This is a genomic window from Pseudomonas sp. NPDC087598, assembly GCF_044743525.1.
Lineage (GTDB): Bacteria > Pseudomonadota > Gammaproteobacteria > Pseudomonadales > Pseudomonadaceae > Aquipseudomonas.
The window spans coordinates 26,661-43,214 of the sequence record NZ_JBIUWQ010000055.1 but is presented as its reverse complement, the minus strand read 5'-3'; the positions used below and the strand labels follow the sequence as shown (position 1 = coordinate 43,214).

The window sequence follows — 16,554 nt, the reverse complement described above, 5'->3', positions numbered from 1 at the left end:
TAAACGCTGTGCATCCTCTGGCTACCCCCGGCTGACTTCTGCATATGGCGCCATTTTTTTCCGGGCTGTGACGGGTCAACCGAGGGTTCATCCGCCTGAAAAAAGTGGCGCATTATGCAGACGTCAGCGGGGGATCGCCAGAGTCTGCACTGCTTTTATGATAGTTGAATGTCGGCTCAACCGAGTTCGATGATTTCGTAGTCGTGGGTGATTGCCACACCAGCGGCGCCCAGCATGATCGAGGCCGAGCAATACTTTTCGGCGGACAGCTCGATGGCGCGCTTGACCTGGGCTTCTTTCAGGCCTCGTCCCTTGACCACGAAGTGCATGTGGATCTTGGTGAACACCTTCGGATCTTCAGTCGCACGCTCGGCTTCAAGGAAGGCTTCGCAGCTTTCAACCGCCTGACGGGACTTCTTCAGAATGCTGACCACATCGAAGTTACTGCAACCACCGACGCCCAGCAGGAGCATTTCCATCGGGCGAACACCCAGATTACGACCACCGGCGTCCGGCGGACCGTCCATGACCACGACATGACCGCTGCCGGATTCGCCGAGGAACATGGCTTCGCCAGCCCATTGGATGCGTGCCTTCATCGCCAAGACTCCACTGTAGAAAAAAGGGTCGCCAGCTTAGCACAGCGCCCCGCTCTGACAGCGAGCAGCGATCCTAGGACGGACGCCTCTACAGCGTAGGTAATTTCTCGAATTTTCGACGAAGTGTCTGGTAAGCTGGCGCCAATTCGCTGGCGCCCATGCCAGCTGTGTAGCGACCGCCTCCAGCGCCTCATAAAAAAATCAAACATCACCGTGCAGTCTTTTCGGGATACAACCATGGTTGCTATTACCCCAACACCCAAAATCAAGAACCTCGACAAGCTGTTGATGCATTGCCAGCGTCGCCGCCATGCGGCCAAGAGCAACATTATTTGTGCTGGCGACCGTTCGGACACGCTGTACTTCATCATCAAGGGCTCGGTGACGATCCTGATCGAGGACGACGACGGCCGCGAGATGATCATCGCTTACCTGAACGCCGGGGATTTCTTCGGTGAACTGGGCCTGTTCGAACAGGCAGGTCAGGAGCAAGAGCGAAGCGCCTGGGTGCGAGCCAAGGTCGAGTGTGAAATCGCAGAGATCAGCTACGCCAAGTTCCGCGAATTGTCCCAGCAGGATCCAGACATTCTTTACGTGCTCAGCGGACAAATCGCACAACGCCTGCGCAACACTACTCGCAAGGTTGGCGATCTGGCGTTTTTCGACGTGACCGGTCGTGTCGCCCGTTGCCTGCTGGAATTATGTAAGCAACCGGATGCCATGACTCATCCAGACGGCATGCAGATCAAGGTAACCCGGCAGGAAATCGGACGGATTGTCGGCTGTTCGCGGGAGATGGTCGGTCGCGTGCTCAAGGATCTTGAGGAACGCAACCTGGTCGATGTGAAAGGCAAGACCATGGTGGTCTTCGGCACGCGATAAGCCGATAAAATCAGGCGCTGTACATCTGCGCCAGCATTAAACGGAATAGCTCATCGAGACGCGCCAACGCTTGTGGCGCGTTGAATTTTTCGTGCAGGGCAATGTGGCTTTGCGCCCGCACCCGCTGTTCCAGGCCGCAGGCTTCATTGAAGCGATTGACCGCAGCGACCATCGATTCCCGTTCGTTATCCATCAGCATCGCACCGTGGACCAAGCCAACCGGACGCTGTCCGCCCTGACTCTGGCGCCAGCGCTGCGCGGTGCCGACCATCTTGCGTCCGTCGAGATTGACGTTGAAACGACCGTCGCAGAATGCGCCGTCGATTTCACCCAGCGACGAAACACCCCCCAATTCATCCAGCAACTGACAGATCGGATCGCACAGACGCCGATAACCGGTTTCGATCCGATTCAGATCGCCTTCGCTGCGCGGCGGGGCGTAGACCAGGGCGATATTAATCGTGGCGGCAGACTGCGGGACGGGTTCGCCGCCGGTTTCGCGCAACAGGACCGGCCAACCGGCAGCAGCGGAGACTTCGCAGGCGTGTTCGAATCCGGGTAGACGGTTAAGACGACGGGGCATGACCAGAGCACGGTCGCTGGGCTGCCAGAACAGCAGGCCGAATTCGGCGTCGCCGGCGCAGATCGAGGCCAGTAAATCCTGCTCGGCTTGCAGGCCGGATTCGATGGTCAGGGAGGTGGGGATCATAAGGTTTCCGTAGGACGACGAGTCTGAGGTGAATCTTATGCCGCCTTCGCGGGCGAGCCCGCTCCCACAGGGGACACGGGCGCCTTCAAAGACTTGATCAGTCGAGGGTCGAACCGCTGATCGGCACGCCACGTTCGGGGAAGAACAGACGCTGCAACTCAGTCCCCGGGCTTTCCGCGCGCATGAACGCTTCGCCGACCAGGAACGCGTAAACGTCGCTGATTTCCATCAGCTCGACGTCGGCACGGTTGAGGATGCCGCTCTCGGTGATGACCAGACGATCGCGCGGAATACGCGGCAACAGGTCGAGGGTGGTTTCCAGGCTGACGTCGAAGGTATGCAGGTTGCGGTTGTTGACCCCGACCAGCGGCGTGTCGAGCGTTTTCAACGCACGCTCCAGCTCATCGCCGTCATGCACTTCCACCAGCACATCCAGACCCACACTCTTGGCAACCGACGCCAGCTCGGCCATTTTCACGTCGTCCAGTGCGGAGACGATCAACAGCACACAGTCAGCGCCGAGCGCGCGGGCTTCGACGATCTGGTACGGATCGATCATGAAGTCCTTGCGGATCACCGGCAACTTGCACGCGGCACGGGCCTGCTGCAGGTAAACGTCGGCGCCCTGGAAGTAATCGATGTCGGTCAGTACAGAAAGACAGGTTGCCCCGCCCTTCTCGTAGCTTTTGGCGATGTCGGCCGGCACGAAGTTCTCGCGGATCACGCCTTTGCTCGGCGATGCCTTTTTGATTTCAGCAATCACTGCCGGCTGCTTCTTCTTGGCTTGCGCCAGCAATGCCTGGGCAAAACCACGGGGTGCATCGGCCGCCTTGGCCAGACTTTCCAGCTCGCTCAGGCTGACGCGAGCGCTACGCTCGGCGACTTCCTGAACTTTGCGCGCCAGAATGTTTTCCAGAACCGTCGGTACACTCATCCCTCATTCTCCACTTTGAATACCGCGGTAAAGGCACCCAGCTCTTCGAGTTTTTCCCGAGCGAGCCCAGTGTGCAAAGCGTCGTGCGCAAGCTCCACGCCCTGTTTCAAACTGCTGGCCAGGTCAGCGGCATACAGCGCCGCACCGGCATTGAGCACAATCATTTCGGCGGCTTTCTGGCCGTTTTCGGTTTTGCGCTTGCCGAGGGCATCGCGGATCAGCGCCAGCGACGCTTCCGGGCCTTCGACCGACAGACCGTGCAGGCTCTGACTCTTCATGCCCAAGTCTTCAGGTTCGACCCAATACTCGGTGATCTCGTTGTTCTTCAGTTCAGCCACAAAGGTCGGCGCGGCGAGACTGAACTCGTCCAGGCCGTCCTTCGAATGCACCACCAGTACGTGTTTACTGCCCAGACGCTGCAAGACTTCAGCCAGCGGCCGGCACAAGGCCTGAGTGAACACGCCCACCACCTGATGTTTCACACCGGCCGGATTCGTAAGCGGGCCGAGCATGTTGAACAGCGTACGCAGGCCGAGATCGCGGCGCGGGCCGGCGGCGTACTTCATGGCTTTGTGGTGGGTCTGGGCAAACATGAAACCGATGCCGACGTTGTCGATGCAACGGGCGACTTGCACCGGCGTCAGGTTCAGATAAATGCCGGCAGCTTCCAGCAAGTCGGCACTGCCGCTCTTGCCCGAGACCGCACGGTTGCCGTGCTTGGCCACGGTACAACCGGCCGCTGCGACAACAAAGGAAGAAGCGGTCGAGACGTTGAAGATGTTGGCACCGTCACCGCCGGTACCCACCACATCAACCACGCCGTCGAGGGTCTTCAGCTCAACCTGATCGGCCAGCTCACGCATCACCGACACGGCGCCGACGATTTCGTCGATGCTCTCGCTCTTCATGCGCATGGCCATCATGAAAGCGCCGATCTGCGCGTCGGTGCATTGGCCGGTCATGATTTCGCGCATCACGTCGCGCATTTCATCGGTGCTGAGGTCGAGGTGATCGACGATACGGCTCAGGGCTGTCTTGATATTCATGGGAAGTCCTTAGCGCGTGCCGCCGGTTTGTTTGAGGAAGTTGGCAAACAGTTCATGACCCTGTTCGGTCAGGATCGACTCGGGGTGGAACTGTACGCCCTCAATGTTCAGGGTCTTGTGACGCAGGCCCATGATTTCGTCGACGCTGCCGTCATCGTGTTGCGTCCACGCGGTCAGCTCGAGGCAATCGGGCAACGTCTCGTGCTTGACGATCAGCGAGTGGTAACGGGTAACGGTCAGCGGATGGTTGAGGCCTTCGAAAACGCCCTTGTCCTCGTGGAATACCGGACTAGTCTTACCGTGCATGACGTGGCGGGCACGTACCACATCACCGCCAAAGGCCTGGCCGATGGACTGGTGGCCGAGGCAGACACCGAGGATCGGCAGTTTGCCGGCAAAGTGCTTGATGGCTTCGATGGAGATGCCGGCTTCGGTCGGCGTGCAAGGACCGGGAGACACCACGATACGCTCAGGTTTGAGTGCTTCGATTTCGGCGATGGTCAGTTCGTCGTTGCGCACGACTTTGACTTCGGCACCCAACTCGCCGAGGTATTGCACAACGTTGTAAGTAAAGGAGTCGTAGTTGTCGATCATCAGCAACATGGCGTTTCGAACCTCTTGAATTCTGACTTGAAGACAGCCTTCAGATGACTTGCCCGCAGGGCGCTGCACGATGTCGGACGCGCCAGTGGCGTCGGCAAAGCGGCATTTCAAACGGGCAAGGAAGGCAAAGCGATACAGATCCGGCGGGGCCGGCAGAAAAGATTCAGGCGCGCCAACGCCAGCGGGCGTGTGCCTTGATGACTTGATCCAGAAGTTTGCTGGTGATCAACACGGGGAAGGTCTCGTTCATACGTTCCGGCACAGTAACTTAGCTGGGCGGAGCGTGCAATATGGCGGGGCTTGCGGGAGATAAAACCGGGGGAGAATTCGCGACCGATGGCAAAAGGCCGGAAGTTTTTGGTACTGTCGTTTCGTTCACCTACAACAATAAATAAACGGACTTGCTCATGATCAAACAGACGTTGTTTGTACCGCTGACCGGATGCTTGCTCGCATTGGCCTGCGCCCAGGCGAATGCTGCACCCAATCCCTACTCGAGTTTCATTGTCTTCGGCGACAGCCTCAACGATGCTGGCACCTTCACCGACACCGGCGGTCCCGCCGGTGCTACTCAGCGCTATACCAACCGTACCGGCCCGGTCTATCTGGATGGCAGCGGTGAACTGCGCTCGCTGAACTCCACGCAATTGCTGGGGGGCCGCTTGGGCTTTACCGCTGATCAGACAGCGTCTTCAAGTTCGGCTGTACGTGCCAACGAAGGCCTGCCGGATGGCAACAACTGGGCGGTGGGCGGATATCGTACCGACCAGATCCTCGACTCGATCACCACTCAATCCGCGACCGGCGAACGCACCCGCGCAGGCTACTTGCCGTCGAACGGTTTCCGCGCTGATCCGAATGCGCTGTATTACATCTCCGGCGGCGGCAACGACTTCCTGCAAGGCCGGATTCTCAGCCTGCCCCAAGCCAACGCCGCAGCGGATCGACTGGCAGACAGCGTGCAAACGCTGCAAACCGCCGGCGCCAAATACGTAATGGTCTGGCTGTTGCCTGATGTGGGGCTGACGCCGGCCATCAACGGTACGCCACTACAAGCCTTCAGCAGCCAGCTAGCCACCCAGTTCAACAGTCAGTTGGTCACGCGCCTGCAAGGCATCAACGCCGAAATCATTCCGCTGAACATTCCGGTGTTGTTGTCGGAAGTGTTCGCCGACCCGGGGCGTTTTGGCCTCGCGACCGATCAGAACCTGACCGCGACCTGCTTCAGCGGCAGCGGCTGCACCGAGAACGCTCGGTACGGGATCAACAGTGCAACACCCGACCCGACAAAGCTGATCTACAACGACGGCGTGCACCCGACCGAAGCCGGACAGAAACTGATCTCCGATTACGCCTACTCCCTGCTCGCTGCACCGTGGGAACTGACGTTGTTACCGGAAATGGCCCACGCCACGTTGCGTGCGCATCAGGACGAACTGCGCAGCCAATGGCAGGCGGATTGGGAGAACTGGCAGGCGGTCGGCCAATGGCGCGCAATTGTCTCCGCTGGCGGCCAGCACTTGGATGTCGACAGCCAAAGCAGCGGCGCCAGCGCCGACGGCAGTGGTTACAACCTGAATGTCGGCGGCAGTTATCGACTCAATGACGCATGGCGTGTTGGCGTGGCGGCGGGTTTCTACCGGCAGAATCTGGAGGCCGGTCATAACGACTCGGACTACAAACTCAACAGTTATCTGGCTACAGCGTTTGCCCAGTTCCAGCAAAACCGTTGGTGGGCTGACGCGGCATTGACCGGCGGTAAACTCGACTACGACAACCTCAAGCGCAAGTTCGACCTGGGTGCCAGCGAGGGTGCGGAAAAGGGTGATACCGACGGCCATCTGTGGGCGTTCAGCACCCGTGTCGGTTACGACATTGCCCAGCCGGGCAGCGAATGGCATCTGTCGCCGTTCGTCAGCGCCGATTACGCCAGCGTCGACGTCGATGGCTATTCAGAGAAGAGCAACCGCGCCACGGCACTGACCTTCGATGACCAGGCTCGCGACTCGAAACGTTTGGGCCTCGGCATTCAGGGCAAGTACAACTTCACGCCGCAAACCCAGGTATTCGGTGAATACGCTCATGAGCGTGAGTACGAAGATGACGTGCAAAAGGTCAACATTGCACTGAATACCCTGCCGGCCAACGACTTCAAACTTGAAGGCTATACACCGCAGAGTCACTTGAACCGCTTGAGTCTGGGCGTCAGCCACAAGCTCACGGCGGATCTGGCGCTACGCGGCGGGTATACGTTGCGCAAGGATGATGACTTTACCCAGCAGGGGGTTAACGTCGGCGTCGTGCTGGACTTCTAAAGGGCAGGCACAAAAAAGCGGCGCCCTCGCAGGCGCCGCTTTTTTATTGCCGAACACAAAGCCCACTGTGGGAGCGAGCCTGCTCGCGAAGAGGATGTGTCAGCCACCATTAATGTTGGCTGACACAGCGCTTTCGCGAGCAGGCTCGCTCCCACAGGGTTTTGTGTTGGCTCTGCTTTCCGGGGTTTGCTCGGCCAGGGCGACAGCGCGGAACATCGCGCGGCGCTTGTTCAGGGTTTCTTCCCATTCCAGCGCCGGCACCGAGTCGGCAACGATACCGCCACCGGCCTGCACGTGCAGTTCGCCGTTCTTGATCACCGCTGTGCGGATCGCAATCGCGGTGTCCATGTTGCCGTTCCAGGCGAAGTAACCGACTGCGCCGCCATACACGCCACGCTTGACCGGCTCCAGTTCGTCGATGATTTCCATCGCACGAATTTTCGGCGCGCCGGACAAGGTGCCCGCTGGCAGAATCGCCCGCAGTGCGTCCATCGCGGTCAACCCGGCCTTCAACTGCCCGGTGACGTTGGAAACAATGTGCATCACGTTGGAATAACGCTCGATGACCATTTTCTCGGTCAACTTCACCGAACCTATTTCCGAAACGCGCCCGGTGTCGTTACGACCGAGATCGATCAGCATCAAGTGCTCGGCGATCTCTTTGTCGTCCGACAGCAAGTCTTCTTCCAGCGCCAGATCGGCTTCTTCGGTCGCGCCACGCGGGCGAGTACCGGCAATCGGGCGCACGGTGATCAGGTTGTCCTCGACTCGCACCAGCACTTCCGGCGAACTGCCGACGACATGGAAATCGCCGAAGTTGAAGAAGTACATGTACGGCGTCGGGTTGAAGCAACGCAGTGCACGGTACAGATCGATCGGCGCAGCCTTGAAGTCGATCGACATGCGCTGCGACGGCACAACCTGCATGCAGTCACCGGCAAGGATGTACTCCTTGATGGTGTCGACGGCTTTTTCGTAATCGTCCTGGGTGAAACTGGAACGGAACACCGGGTCAGCCGCTTGCTGCTTGCTGAAGTCCAGGCCACGACGCGGGGTGATCGGCTGGCGCAGTTTCTCCAGCAGCGCCTGCAGTTGCGCCTGACCTTGTTCGAAAGCATCGGCCTGCGCCGGGTCGGCCAACACAATCGCGTGCATCTTGCCGGCGAGGTTGTCGAACACCACAACAGCGTCGGAAACCATCAGCAGAATGTCCGGCACGCCCAGCGGATCAGGGTTTGGGCACTTGCCCAAGCGCTTCTCGACATAGCGCACGCAGTCGTAACCGAAGTAACCGACCAGACCACCGTTGAAGCGCGGCAGGCCAGCGATCGTCGGTACGTTGTAGCGAGCCTTGAAGGTTTCAACGAAGGCCAACGGGTCTTCAACGTCATGACTTTCGGTCTCGACGCCATCGACGGTCACGCTGACGTGATGGTCATGAACCCGCAGCACTGTGCGGCACGGCAGGCCGATGATCGAATAACGGCCCCATTTCTCGCCACCCTGCACCGATTCGAGCAGGTAGGAATTGGGCTGGTCAGCCAGTTTCAGGTAAATCGACAGCGGTGTGTCGAAGTCGGCCAGGGTTTCGCAGGCCAACGGGATGCGGTTGTAGCCGTCGGCGGCCAAGCGCAGGAATTCTTCGCGGATCATAAGGTGCCTCGTGGTGTGAGGGGCAAATCAGTCAGGTGTGCAAACGCGCCGGCAGGCCGGCCAGGAACAAGTCAGGCGCGCCAACGCCAGCGGGCCAGGGCCTTGATGACTTTCATCCAGAGTTTGCGAGTGACCACCACGAGGGCGTTTCCAGAAGGGGATTGAGAAGCGTCGGGCAACGTTATCTCAGCGGCCGTAACGAGGCAACCGGGAATTAGCTTGCGCAGATCGTCGATCACCAGCGCCGGGGATTCCTCGGCAATCGGCCGGCCATGGTTATAGCCGTAACTCAGCGCCACGCATTTGACCCCCGCCGCTTTCGCCGCCAGCACATCGCTGCGCGAGTCGCCGACGAACAGCGATTGCGAGGCCGGAATGTTGGCCATTTTCATTACAAAAAACAGCGCGGCCGGATCAGGTTTCTTCTGCGGGAGCGTGTCGCCGCCGATGATCCACTTGAAGTAGCGGCCGATTTTCATCTGATCCAGCAGCGGTGCGACAAAGCGCTCCGGCTTGTTGGTGATCAGCGCCATGGCCACACCTTGCTTGTGCAGCCACTTGAGGGTGTCGCGCACGCCGGGATAGACCACGGTCAGTTCATGGCTGGCGCCGTAAGCCTCCATGAAAACCTCCAGCGCGTGCTCGGCCTCGACGTCATCCACGGAAGAATGATCGATGCCACCGGCCAGTGCGCGACGCACCAGTACCGGCGCGCCGTTGCCGACCCACTCGCGTACCGATTCGATGCCCGCAGGTTGGCGGCCGAGGGTGAGCAGCATGTTGTCCACCGCTGCCGCCAGGTCGGGAACCGAGTCGATCAGCGTGCCATCCAGATCGAACATCACCAACCGTGGCAGTTTGCCCGGGAACAGCTGCTCAAAACCGCTCATGGACGTGCCAGCGCCAGCTCGGAACGCATCTTGTCGATGACTTCCTGATAGTTCGGCGCGTTGAAGATCGCCGAGCCGGCCACAAACGTGTCGGCGCCAGCGGCAGCGATTTCACGGATGTTGTTGACGTTGACGCCGCCGTCGATTTCCAGACGGATGTCACGGCCCGAGGCATCAATGATCGCCCGCGCTTCGCGCAGTTTGTCGAGGGTGCCGGGAATGAACTTCTGCCCGCCGAAACCCGGGTTGACGCTCATCAGCAGGACCATGTCGACCTTGTCGATCACGTACTTGAGCACATCCAGCGGGGTTGCCGGGTTGAACACCAGGCCGGATTTGCAGCCGCCCTCACGGATCAGTTGCAGCGAGCGATCAACGTGCAGCGTGGCTTCCGGGTGAAAGGTGATGTAAGTCGCGCCGGCTTCGATGAAGTCGCCGACGATGCGATCCACCGGGCTGACCATCAGGTGTGCGTCGATCGGCGCGGTGACGCCGTATTTGCGCAGAGCCGCGCAGACCATCGGACCAATGGTCAGGTTCGGCACGTAGTGGTTGTCCATGACATCGAAGTGCACGAAGTCGGCACCGGCGGCCAGAACGTTGTCTACTTCTTCGCCGAGGCGGGCGAAGTCGGCGGAGAGAATCGACGGAGCAATTACGAAGGGCTGCATGACGCACCTTTTCTGAGCTAAATCACGATGGCGCGCATTGTATACCTCAAGTTTCCGCGCGCGCACCGTGACCGCGATGATTGGGTTGTGCCATGACCGGTGACCGAGGCCGACTCAGTACGCCGCGCGGTAAATCTTCTCAATGTCCACGGCGCTGAGCTTGCGCGGGTTGTTGCGCATCAAGCGTTCGATGCCCGCCGCCTCTACGGCCATGGCTGGAATCGCCTCTTCGGGCACGCCGAAACTGCGCAGACCGGCAGGAATTTCCACTGCCGCACACAAATCGGTCATCGCCTGCACGGCTTTATCCGCCGCCTCGCTGGCACTCAGATGAGCGGTCTTCACCCCCATGGCTTCGGCAATATCCTGCATCCGTTCGACGCAGGCCATCTTGTTCCAGGTCATGACATACGGCAGCAGCAAGGCATTGCTGACCCCGTGAGCGATGTTGTAACGCCCGCCCAGCGGATAGGCCAGCGCATGCACAGCGCCAACCCCGGCATTGCCGAACGCCATGCCGGCCATCAGGCTGGCGGTGGCCATGTCCTCGCGCGCTTGCAGATTGGCGCCATTGGCGTAGGCCTTGGGCAACGCTTTGGCGATCAGTTTGATGGCGCCGATGGCCAACGAATCGGTAATTGGCGAAGCATTCACCGACAGATAGGACTCGATGGCGTGCACCAGCGCATCAACGCCACTGGCGGCGGTGACACTTCGCGGGCAAGTCAGGGTCATCTGCGGACTGACCAGCGCCACGTCCGGTAATAGAAAGTCGCTGACGATGCCTTTCTTCAGTTGGGCAACCTTGTCGGAGAGGATGGCGACGTTGGTCACTTCCGACCCGGTACCGGCGGTGGTCGGGATGGCGATCAGCGGCGGGCCTTTGCGCGGCACCTGATCGACACCAAACAAATCTTCCAGCGCACCGTGGTAACCGGCATAGGCCGCGACACTTTTGGCGATGTCGATGGCACTGCCACCGCCAAGGCCGATCAAGCCGTCATGCCCGCCTTCGCGGTAAACGCGCATGCAGTCTTCGACGATGGCGATTTCCGGGTCCGGCAGGACACGGTCGAAAATCTCGTACTCGCGCCCACCCAATTGGCACAGCGCCAGCTCTACCGTGCCGGACTTGACCAGGGCGGCGTCGGTGACGATCAGTGGGTTGTCGATGTCGAGGCGTGTCAGCTCGGCCGCCAGTTGCTCGATGGCTGCGGCGCCGGTGATCAATTTGTGAGCGATTTTGAACTGGGACAGACTCATCGTGCGCAGCCTCTTATAGATGTGGGAGCTGGGCACAAGATTAGCTGAGGGTTTGGCGTTGTCTGCTATTCAGGCCATGAATGACTAACCCGAGCGCAACGCCCATCAAGTGTGGGAGCGAGCCTGCTCGCGAATACGGTGCTCCACTCAACTGATTGGCCAGCTGACACACCCCTTTCGCGAGCAGGCTCGCTCCCACATTTTTGACCGCATACTAATTCAGACCTGAGCGGTACGCAGTTTTTCGCTGCGGCCCCGCAGCCATTCCAGGGTCAGCAGCAGGATCACCGAGAAAGCGATCAACAGAGTCGCGGCAGCTGCGATCGTCGGACTCAAATTCTCCCGAATGCCGCTGAACATCTGCCGAGGCAACGTCGCTTGCTCAGGCCCGGCGAGAAACAGCGTCACCACCACTTCATCAAACGACGTCGCAAAGGCAAACAGCGCGCCGGAAATCACCCCCGGCGCAATCAGCGGCAAGGTCACCCGACGGAATGCGGTCAGCGGCGAAGCGCCAAGACTTGCGGCAGCACGCACCAGATTGTGGTTGAAGCCCTGCAACGTTGCCGACACGGTGATGATCACAAACGGCACACCCAGCACTGCGTGCACCACGATCAGCGAGAAGAAACTGTTGCCCAGCCCCAGCGGTGCGAAGAACAGATAACTCGCCACGCCGATGATCACCACCGGGACTACCATCGGCGAAATCACCAGCGCCATCACCAGCGACTTTCCGGGAAAGTCGCCACGGGTCAGGCCGATCGCCGCCAGCGTGCCAAAGACCATCGCCAGCACGGTTGCGGCCGGGGCGACGATGATGCTGTTCTTCAGTGCGCGCATCCATTCCGCCGAGGCGAAGAAGTCCTGATACCAGTGCAGCGAAAAACCTTGCAGCGGGTACACGAGGAAACTGCCCGAGTTGAACGACAGCGGCACGATCACCAGCACCGGCAGAATCAGGAACAGCAGGATCAGGCCGCAAAGGATCCGCAAGCTGTAGAACCACACCCGTTCGATGGGCGACATGTAAGGACTCAGCATTTCAAACTCCCCTTAGCTCAGGCGCAGGCGACTGGCGCCCACCAGCCAGCTGTAAATCAGATAAAGCACCACGGTCGCCAGCAGCAACAGCCCGCCCAGCGCAGTGGCCATGCCCCAGTTGATGCTGGTGTTGGTGTAGAACGCGACGAAGTAGCTGACCATCTGATCGTTCGGGCTACCGAGCAGCGCCGGAGTGATGTAGTAGCCGATGGCGAGGATGAACACCAACAGACAACCGGCGCCAACACCGGCGTAAGTCTGCGGGAAGTACACCCGCCAGAAACTGGCGAACGGATGGCAACCCAGCGAAATCGCGGCGCGCATGTAGGTCGGCGAGATGCCTTTCATTACGCTGTAGATCGGCAGAATCATGAACGGCAGCAGGATGTGCACCATCGAGATGTACACGCCGGTACGGTTGAACACCAGTTCCAGCGGTTTATCGATGATGCCCATGGCCAGCAGCGCGCTGTTGATCAGTCCGCCCGATTGCAGGAGCACGATCCACGCCGCGACCCGTACCAGAATCGAGGTCCAGAACGGCAGCAGCACCAGAATCATCAGCAGGTTGCTCTGGCGCGATGGCAGGTTCGCCAGCAGATACGCCAGTGGATAAGCGAGCAGCAGGCAGATCACGGTGATGATCAGGCCCATCCAGAAAGTGCGGGCGAAGATGTCGAGGTAGATCGCCTGGTCCGGTGTGGCCGGGGCGATTTCACCGAGGTCGTCGATGCGGTGGTCGACCGCCGCCAGCAGGTAGTAAGGGGTGATGCTGCTGGTGTTGCGTTTCACCGCTTGCCAGTAGGCCGGATCGCCCCAACGCTCGTCGAGCGCTTCCAGTGCGTCTTTATAAGAGGCCGGTTCGCTGGCGAAAGGCAGCGCCCGGGCGGTTTTGGTCAGCAGGCTGCGATAGCCGGCCAACTCCATGTTCAAGCGCTTGGACAAATCGCCCAGCGTCTGGTTTTTGCGTGCTTCGGCGAGGTCTTCGCCGGCGGCTTTGTAGACGGGTTCAGCGGGCAAGCCGCGGCCGTCCCAACTGGCGATGGCCGCCACAGTGCGCGGCATGCCGCCGACCACTTCGGGGTTGCCGACGCTTTTGTAGAGCAGCGCCACGATCGGCACCAGGAACACCAGCAACAGAAACAGCACCAGCGGCGCAATCAGCGCCTGGGCCTTCCAGCGGTTGACCCGCTCGGCGCGCTTGAGCTTCTGCTTCAAGGTGGGGCTGGTGCCCTCGTTCAGGGGAACGGCGATGGCCATGACGTACTCCGCAAATCTTTGATCGTTACAGAGGTGGAGAACCACCTCTGTTGTGTTGAAACACCACGCCCGAGCAAAAGGAAATCCCTGTGGCGAGCGAGCTTGCTCGCGCTGGGCTGCGAAGCGGCCCCAAAATTTTGTTGGCAGCGCCAATTTTGTGAGTGCTGCGCACTCAAGCGGGAGCAAGCTCCCTCGCCACAAGAGCCCTCATACAGGTAAAACAGTGGTTATTTCGCAGCCCAGGAGTTGAAGCGCTGTTCCAGTTGCTCGCCGTTGTCAGCCCAGAAGCTGACGTCGATCTGCACTTGGTTGGCGATGTTTTCCGGGGTGGTCGGCATGTCTTTCAGGACATCCTTGGCCAGCAGCGGTACGGCTTGGGTATTGGCCGGGCCGTAGGCGATGTTTTCCGAGTAGGTCTTCTGCTGTTGCGGCTGTACCGAGTAGGCAATGAATTTCTTCGCCGCTTCGGCACGCTTGGCGTCCAGACCTTTCGGGATGGCCCACGCGTCGAAGTCGTAGATGCCGCCGTTCCAGACCACTTTCAGGTTGGATTCTTTCTGCACGGCTGCGATGCGTCCGTTGTACGCCGAGCTCATGACCACGTCACCGGAAGCGAGGTACTGCGGCGGTTGTGCGCCGGCTTCCCACCACTGAATGCTTGGCTTCAGCTCATCAAGTTTCTTGAACGCGCGATCCTGACCACCCTTGCTCGCCAGCTCTTTGTAGACGTCTTTCGGCGCAACGCCGTCGGCCATCAACGCGAATTCGAGGGTGTACTTGGCGCCTTTGCGCAGGCCACGCTTGCCCGGGAATTTCTTCGTGTCCCAGAAATCCGCCCAACTGGTCGGTGCGGTTTTCAGCTTGTCAGCGTTGTAGGCAAGCACGGTCGACCAGACGAAGAAGCCCACGCCGCAAGGCTGGATTGCGCCTTTGACGTAGTCTTCAGTCTTGCCGAACAGGGCCGGGTCGAGTTGCTCGAACATGTCTTCGTCACAGCCACGGGACAGTTCCGGCGATTCAACTTCGACCAGATCCCACGACACGCTCTTGGTGTCGACCATGGCTTTGACCTTGGCCATTTCGCCGTTGTATTCGCCGGCAACGATTTTGCCGTTACCCGCCGCTTCCCACGGTGCATAGAAGGCTTTGACTTGCGCCGCCTTGTTCGCCCCGCCAAACGACACCACGGTCAAATCCGGGCCAGCAGCCATTGCGCTGGCCGCACCCATCAGGCCCAGGGTCAGGGCGGTGAACTTCAGGGATCTCAACATTTATTGTTCTCTCCACGTGCAGGGTTGGTGTTGGTATTGCCGGGGCGATTAATGCGCCTCTAGAAGTGGATCGAGCGCGCGAACGTGCTCGACCTGCCAGCCAAGCGGTACCACGTCGCCGACAGCGAGCGCGGGATCGAGCTCGGCAATCGGTTGTTTCACGAAGAAGTCGGTCTTGCCGCAGACTTCCAGGCGCACCCGGACGTGGTCGCCCAGATAGATGAATTCCGCCACCCTCCCTGAGAAGCGGTTGACGCATTGGTCGCTCGAGCCGTTGAGGCTGACGCGTTCCGGGCGAATCGACAGGGTCACCGGTTCGCCGGTCTGGCCGACGTTGACTGCCAGTGCCTCGACCTTTTCGCCACGGCCCAGTTCGACCACGCAGCGCTCGCCGCTCTGGCTGAGCAGGCGACCGTTGAGGCGGTTGTTCTCGCCGATGAAGTTGGCGACGAAGGTGTTTTTCGGTTCTTCGTAAAGGGTGCGCGGTGGGGCGATCTGCTGGATTTCGCCCTGATGAAATACTGCAACGCGATCAGACATGGTCAGCGCCTCACCCTGATCGTGGGTCACGTAGACCACGGTCACGCCGAGGCGCTGGTGCAGGTGTTTGATTTCCATCTGCATGTGTTCACGCAGTTGTTTGTCGAGAGCGCCGAGCGGCTCATCCATCAACACCAGTTGCGGTTCGAACACCAAGGCGCGGGCCAATGCCACACGTTGCTGCTGACCACCGGACAACTGCGCCGGATAGCGCGAGGCAAACGCATCGAGCTGGACCATGCTGAGGACTTTCTTCACGCGGTCGCTGACATCACTTTTGTTCAGGCCACGCACGGTCAGCGGGAAGGCAAGGTTTTCCGCGACGGTCATGTGCGGGAACAGCGCGTAGTTCTGGAACACCATGCCGATGTCGCGCTTGTGCGGCGGCACGTTGTTGATCGAACGCCCGGCCAGCAGAATCTCACCGGCCGTCGGCGTCTCGAAACCGGCGAGCATCATCAGGCTGGTGGTCTTGCCGGAACCGGACGGCCCGAGCAGGGTCAGGAATTCACCTTTGCGAATGTCCAGGTTGAGGTCTTTGACGATCAGGTTCTCGCCGTCGTAGCTCTTCTGCACTCCACGAAAGCTGACCAGCACATCACTGGCCCCTGCGTTTGTATCGACCTGGCTCATACCCACACCTTTGTTGTTGATGACTGCTTGTGTATCAAGCCTAGTGGCTGGCGGCAGGCACGCAAATCGGGGCGCAGGAGAGAATCGCCTCAGCCGGATGGAAGGTTGAGGGTAGGGATTGCCCTACAAGGATGGCGCTAATGGACAAGGCAGTTGCAAGCGTCGAGCTGCAAGCCGCAAGAACAAGCAAAAGCGGCTGTCGCTAACAGATATGCCCACATTCTCAGTCAACACAGAGAAA

General features: G+C 59.8%; 14 protein-coding genes and 1 pseudogene. 2 read left to right on the top strand and 13 right to left on the bottom strand.

The features are described 5' to 3' along the window. Positions 1–176 precede the first annotated feature (176 nt). Positions 177–599: an OsmC family protein gene (locus ACIOWE_RS23970; protein ID WP_007941657.1), complete on the bottom strand. Its 423-nt coding sequence runs from the start codon at positions 597–599 to the stop codon at positions 177–179. A 237-nt stretch (positions 600–836) separates the two neighbouring features. Between ACIOWE_RS23970 and crp the strand changes: the two genes are divergently transcribed. Continuing rightward, positions 837–1,481, top strand: a complete 645-nt coding sequence (crp, locus tag ACIOWE_RS23965) for a cAMP-activated global transcriptional regulator CRP (RefSeq protein WP_103304388.1) — start codon at positions 837–839, stop codon at positions 1,479–1,481. A 10-nt stretch (positions 1,482–1,491) separates the two neighbouring features. Here the strand turns inward: crp and ACIOWE_RS23960 are convergent, their stop codons facing one another. The 4 genes from ACIOWE_RS23960 to ACIOWE_RS23945 all read right to left on the bottom strand — a co-directional run bounded on the left by ACIOWE_RS23960 (position 1,492) and on the right by ACIOWE_RS23945 (position 4,773). After that, positions 1,492–2,190, bottom strand: a complete 699-nt coding sequence (locus ACIOWE_RS23960; RefSeq protein WP_401396610.1) for a biotin/lipoate A/B protein ligase family protein — start codon at positions 2,188–2,190, stop codon at positions 1,492–1,494. A 97-nt stretch (positions 2,191–2,287) separates the two neighbouring features. Beyond that, complete coding sequence (trpC, locus tag ACIOWE_RS23955) at positions 2,288–3,124, bottom strand: indole-3-glycerol phosphate synthase TrpC (protein ID WP_201236591.1); 837 nt, start codon at positions 3,122–3,124, stop codon at positions 2,288–2,290. Next, complete coding sequence (gene trpD / locus ACIOWE_RS23950) at positions 3,121–4,170, bottom strand: anthranilate phosphoribosyltransferase (RefSeq protein ID WP_103304391.1); 1,050 nt, start codon at positions 4,168–4,170, stop codon at positions 3,121–3,123. The genes trpC and trpD overlap by 4 nt, the downstream gene beginning before the upstream one ends. A gap of 9 nt (positions 4,171–4,179) precedes the next feature. After that, positions 4,180–4,773, bottom strand: coding sequence for an aminodeoxychorismate/anthranilate synthase component II (locus ACIOWE_RS23945; protein WP_401396607.1), 594 nt, complete (start codon positions 4,771–4,773; stop codon positions 4,180–4,182). Between the two features lie 407 nt (positions 4,774–5,180). On the opposite strand from ACIOWE_RS23945, the gene estP reads away from it, so the two are divergent. Next, on the top strand, positions 5,181–7,088 hold the full coding sequence (gene estP / locus ACIOWE_RS23940) for an esterase EstP (RefSeq protein ID WP_401396604.1): 1,908 nt from the start codon (positions 5,181–5,183) through the stop codon (positions 7,086–7,088). 177 nt (positions 7,089–7,265) lie between these two features. Here estP and trpE read toward each other — a convergent pair. The 8 genes and pseudogenes from trpE to ACIOWE_RS23900 form a co-directional block, all read right to left on the bottom strand. Next, positions 7,266–8,741 (bottom strand): annotated as a pseudogene (trpE, locus tag ACIOWE_RS23935) (anthranilate synthase component I); the annotation flags it as partial. A gap of 71 nt (positions 8,742–8,812) precedes the next feature. Beyond that, a complete protein-coding gene (locus tag ACIOWE_RS23930; protein WP_401396601.1) occupies positions 8,813–9,631 on the bottom strand; it encodes a phosphoglycolate phosphatase in 819 nt (272 codons plus the stop codon). Beyond that, positions 9,628–10,302, bottom strand: a complete 675-nt coding sequence (gene rpe / locus ACIOWE_RS23925) for a ribulose-phosphate 3-epimerase (RefSeq protein ID WP_007918813.1) — start codon at positions 10,300–10,302, stop codon at positions 9,628–9,630. The genes ACIOWE_RS23930 and rpe overlap by 4 nt, the downstream gene beginning before the upstream one ends. 114 nt (positions 10,303–10,416) lie before the next feature. Continuing rightward, the gene (locus tag ACIOWE_RS23920; protein ID WP_201236586.1) at positions 10,417–11,565 is read right to left on the bottom strand and encodes an iron-containing alcohol dehydrogenase; all 1,149 of its coding nucleotides are present in this window, start codon (positions 11,563–11,565) and stop codon (positions 10,417–10,419) included. Positions 11,566–11,784: 219 nt separating this feature from the next. Beyond that, complete coding sequence (locus ACIOWE_RS23915; RefSeq protein WP_064589486.1) at positions 11,785–12,609, bottom strand: ABC transporter permease; 825 nt, start codon at positions 12,607–12,609, stop codon at positions 11,785–11,787. Positions 12,610–12,621: 12 nt separating this feature from the next. Continuing rightward, a complete protein-coding gene (locus ACIOWE_RS23910) occupies positions 12,622–13,869 on the bottom strand; it encodes an ABC transporter permease (protein ID WP_401396597.1) in 1,248 nt (415 codons plus the stop codon). Between the two features lie 227 nt (positions 13,870–14,096). Next, positions 14,097–15,140 carry an ABC transporter substrate-binding protein gene (locus ACIOWE_RS23905; protein WP_008085222.1) on the bottom strand — a complete coding sequence of 348 codons (1,044 nt, stop codon included), beginning with the start codon at positions 15,138–15,140 and terminating at the stop codon, positions 14,097–14,099. Positions 15,141–15,188: 48 nt separating this feature from the next. Continuing rightward, complete coding sequence (locus ACIOWE_RS23900) at positions 15,189–16,313, bottom strand: ABC transporter ATP-binding protein (RefSeq protein ID WP_134177997.1); 1,125 nt, start codon at positions 16,311–16,313, stop codon at positions 15,189–15,191. Between the last annotated feature and the right edge of the window lie 241 nt (positions 16,314–16,554).